The sequence below is a fragment of the Microcoleus sp. Z1_B2 genome (assembly GCF_036700325.1).
Lineage (GTDB): Bacteria > Cyanobacteriota > Cyanobacteriia > Cyanobacteriales > Microcoleaceae > Microcoleus.
Map to the genome: position 1 here is coordinate 1 of NZ_JAUBOQ010000101.1, position 4231 is coordinate 4231.

At 41.7% G+C, this 4231-nt stretch carries 3 protein-coding genes and 1 pseudogene; 1 reads left to right on the top strand and 3 read right to left on the bottom strand.

What is annotated here, in order from left to right; genetic code table 11:
• The coding region (locus tag QT984_RS29475) for an IS66 family transposase (protein ID WP_333264532.1) at positions 1-659 on the top strand (659 nt) is incomplete at its 5' end.
• Positions 660-878: 219 nt separating this feature from the next.
• Here the strand turns inward: QT984_RS29475 and QT984_RS29480 are convergent.
• The 3 genes and pseudogenes from QT984_RS29480 to QT984_RS29490 form a co-directional block, all read right to left on the bottom strand.
• On the bottom strand, positions 879-1913 hold the full coding sequence (locus tag QT984_RS29480; protein ID WP_333375555.1) for a glycosyltransferase family 2 protein: 1035 nt from the start codon (positions 1911-1913) through the stop codon (positions 879-881).
• Positions 1914-2079: 166 nt separating this feature from the next.
• A pseudogene (locus tag QT984_RS29485) lies at positions 2080-2178 on the bottom strand (transposase); the annotation flags it as partial.
• A gap of 777 nt (positions 2179-2955) precedes the next feature.
• Positions 2956-3159, bottom strand: a complete 204-nt coding sequence (locus QT984_RS29490; protein ID WP_333057284.1) for a hypothetical protein — start codon at positions 3157-3159, stop codon at positions 2956-2958.
• Positions 3160-4231 lie beyond the last annotated feature (1072 nt).

The following is a 4231-nucleotide window of genomic DNA, read 5'->3' on the forward strand; positions in this document are numbered from 1 at the left end:
ACCGCAGAGGGCGCAGAGAACGCAGAGGGAGAGAATACAGAGATGAATACAGGACGATGCTACCGGATTTGATATCATTCCTAACGAAGTTCTCGCAGAACATCGTCCCGATATCTGGGTGTCAGATTTCTCCCGCGCTCAAAAAAATCACCCAGCACCACAATGGCAAGTGTGTGAGTGCACATCAACTGCGGGATTGCCAATATGCGATTGATGCTCTTGCCAGAATTTTTGCCCCAGCGATGAAGAGGTTATTATTAAGGGCTTTTATCATCCATCGGCAACGGGAGAATATGGATGATACTAGACTCTTGAGATATCGAATAAATTTACAGGAAAGATTAACCAAAATTTTGGATTTAGCACCACAGCATCCGGATGGTATACGGTTACGAAAACGTTACGGTGGGCTGATTGACAATTTATTTCTATTTCTGGAAGATGCGACAATTCCACCCACGAATAATAGTAGTGAACAGGCGATTCGGATGAGTGTGATATTTCGCCGTGTGACCAATGGCTTCCGTTCGGAATGGGGGCGAGATTTGTTTGCTGCCGTTCGTTCAGTTGTTAATACTGGCAAGCGTCCGGGTTTAACTGCTTATCAATCCATTCAACAAGCTCTCTCTACTGATGGCTCCCTTTTTTCCCCTAGTTGAGCAATTACAATTTTTGGTTGTTCATTGGTTGGATACCTTTGTTTATAAATCGATCTTTGTCAGTTTAGTTTTGAAGAAATTACTCGATCGGTTGCAGGTTTTTTGAGGTTCCGGTGTCGGGTGTAGAGGTTGGGGAGAAAACCCGCCTCTACACGGGAATCGGGATTACAGGGGAGAAGTACGTTCCAGAAAAAACCTGTTAAGTTGATGGTGGCTAACCTACTTAGTAGACTTAGCACTAATTCTAACTTGCTCCATTGATGGGCTTGATCTCTTGTATTCGATCAAGTTGCTGCGCTGTCCCAGCAAGCGACGCTGATGAAACTGAATCTGACCTTGCAATTGGGGAAATCTCCCGATCACACAAGATATAGCATAAAGACCAGAATCCTTGGCTGGCAAATTCCGCTCCAGCATCCGGCGGTAAATTCGGTAGGTAAGTATCGGGTAGCCGGCGAGCAACCACAGGCTCCACCCGTGGGTGAACCAGGCTGTACCCAATGCTAGCACAGGCAGAACGAATCCCCAGAACCAGATGCTGGTGGTGTCTTTGACCCAGTGGCGATCGGGGGTGTTTCCGTGCAGCCAGGAACCCTCGGCGTAGGCGTGACCGGCTCTTTGAGAACGTTTCCACCACTGGGTAAAACTTGTCATTTGGGCGTCGTGCAGGGTCATTTCTGCATCTAAGCGCTCGATTTTCCAGCCGTTTTGACGCAGCCGCACGCAGAGTTCCGGTTCTTCGCCAGCAATGAGTGCAGGGTTGAAACCGCCGACTTGCTCGAACGCCGCGACGCGCATCATCGAGTCGCCCCCGCAGGCTTTGGCTTCGCCGACAGGCGTGTCCCACTCGATGTCGCAGAGTCGGTTGTATGCTGTGGCGTTGGGAAATCTTTCGCGCCGGCGCCCGCACACTACGGCTACGTCGGGTTTGGCTGTGAGTTCTTGCTGGGCGAGTTCGATCCATCCGTCAACCAATTCGCAGTCGCCGTCTACAAATTGGACAAATTCGATGTCTGGTGATAGTTTCAGCAAGCGAGCAAAGCCTTCGTTTCTGGCGCGTGCTGCAGTAAACGGTATAGATAAGTTTAGTTCTACTGTATCGGCTCCGATCGATCGGGCTAACTCTAGGCTACCGTCTGTTGATCCGGAATCGACATACACGACGCGGGCAACTTTGTCTGTGGCCGATACTAGGCACTGGCGCAGGCGCGGCCCTTCATTGCGTCCGATCGCCACTAATCCAACTTGTTTCAAGTCTTACCTCTTAAATTCCACTCGCGAGCTGTTATTTTAATATTTTAGCGACACTCAAGGTAAGTTCACAATATCTTTATATTGTAACTTCTATGGAGCTACGCTTTTCGGTGTTAGACTGCCTCTAGCTTATTCAGTTCTTCTGGAGTCAACACGATCGGCAAAACTAATCAGAAAAGCAAGCTAATAGCCTCGCCAGAAAGTTATCAAAGTTGACAAATCCATAAGCTTGCCGCTTAATCAACTTGATTCGGTTGTTAATTCCTGCTCTACAGAACCTAGTATTTCAAAAAGTTAATAATCTTATAAAAATTAACTATAAAATATAAAAATTAGGCGGTGTAAAAGCAATTATATATTCACTTACAGATATTTTTGTGATTTAATAAGTTGAGATATTACACAAATTGTCATAAAAATTATACTGAGAATATGGTAAACGTATCTAAATTAATTTAATTTGACAAAAAAGTGAGTTTTTGCATTACTAAATAACTAAAAAAAAATTCGGAAAATTCTTAAGTTTAACCCCAGTGAAGCAGATTCAATCAAAATTTTAAGAATTTATAAAATTTAAAAATCAGGATAGATTTCACAAGAGATGGGTGTTATCTTTTAAGCGTTAGCTGGCAAAGTTTAAAATTTGAAATCAATAATTATCCCTTCCCGCTCGATAGCGTTCCATTTTTAGACTTTGTGCCGGAAGTTTTTTCTTGTTGCAGTATATTTACGGCTAGCCTCCGATTGAAGTGCAAAATTTACGGGAGAGTTCTGTTTCATAATCCAGCTTTTATATTCACAAAATGTAACATCAAGCGTCCAATATAAGCTATTTTTAATGCCCCAGTGACTGCGGCTCGCCCCAGCCATTGTCTCAGCATTACTGCTGAAACTACTAAGCGTAAAAACGAGCTTATGTGGTGGTTTTATTCTACAATCTTTGTTCACTAACTATCATGACAACTGTTTTTGATCCCGTCCATAATGCTTGATTATGCAGAGGTGGTAACTCGGATAAATCCACATTCCCGACTTGTCTTTGTTACACTCGGTGATGTCCTGCTTCTACTTGTTCATGTTCATAATAATCATACTTTTTTCCTAAATAATCTGCTTCTTGAGCTACTTCAAACCACTCTTTCACGGCTTTGTATAAAAGTTGTTGATTGCCTTTGAAAGCTAAAATATAATCTTCTTTTTTCTTAAAAATCAGAGATATTATATTTTTTTGATAACAGCCGATCATCTATAGTTATTACACTTCCGGCAATTTATAACATTTCTATTAATTCCGCAATCGCTGTCATTAGATTTTAGATTTTAGATTTTGGCTTTACCCCACGGATAAATTCGGGGGCTTGAGGATTTTCGATTTTAGATTTTGGATTGATTGCACGGATAAATCACGTGGCGGGTAGCATCAAGAAATTCTTGGTCATTCCATTAGATTTTTTATGTTTTTTTTTTCTAAAACCAATTGATGAAATGAAGACTAGCTTGTAACTATATATATCGCTTTTGGCTGGCTATTTCGGTCATATAATTGTTTTATTGTTTCGCCATCAATGAAGGGCGATCGCGTTTAGTTCTAATTCCCCGACTATGGCATTTACCCAAGTCAAAAAACATTCTTGAAACTATTGTGGTTCACTTCGGGAAAATAGCCGACTAAATGTGTCATGAGATGGTAGGCTATTCGGTAATTATAGAAAGCTTTTTAAGCATTGATATTTGGCATTACCTAGGCTTCTATTGCCACCCATCCGTCTGCACCGCGTCTGGACAGCTAGAATCGCCATCGTCGATCTAATATCTTTAAGTAAGTGTTCTTTACTTCTTTCTATTCTTGAATTTTTATAGTTGGGAAAATGCTCTAAAAAAAGGGTATTTAAAAGATTCATTGAAGGTGGTAATGAATCTGTTTATTTTTGTTGGGAAGTTACAGCTTTACTAAAACCTCTTGCCATTGATAGCATCAATAAACTACAATAAACTACATGAAAAATTAGTCGGATTTAATTGTATCATATTTTGGGTAAAAGTTAAGATGCGTTTACCCTGTCTCACAAACCAGCCCCGACGGGGATATTATGGTTAATCGATCGGACATGATATCATTGGCTGCGGAATGAAGACTAAAGACTAATAACTAAGCCGGAAATCTCAAATCTCAAATCTCAAATCTAAAATTAAGTAGGTGGGCTGGCATGGCTGGAGGTATTTATCTGATTCAGGACGACGACAGGCTGGTAGAAATGATGGAACAGCCCTACGACTCGGAAGACCAGTTACAAGACTTGCTAGTAACTTATCCTAAT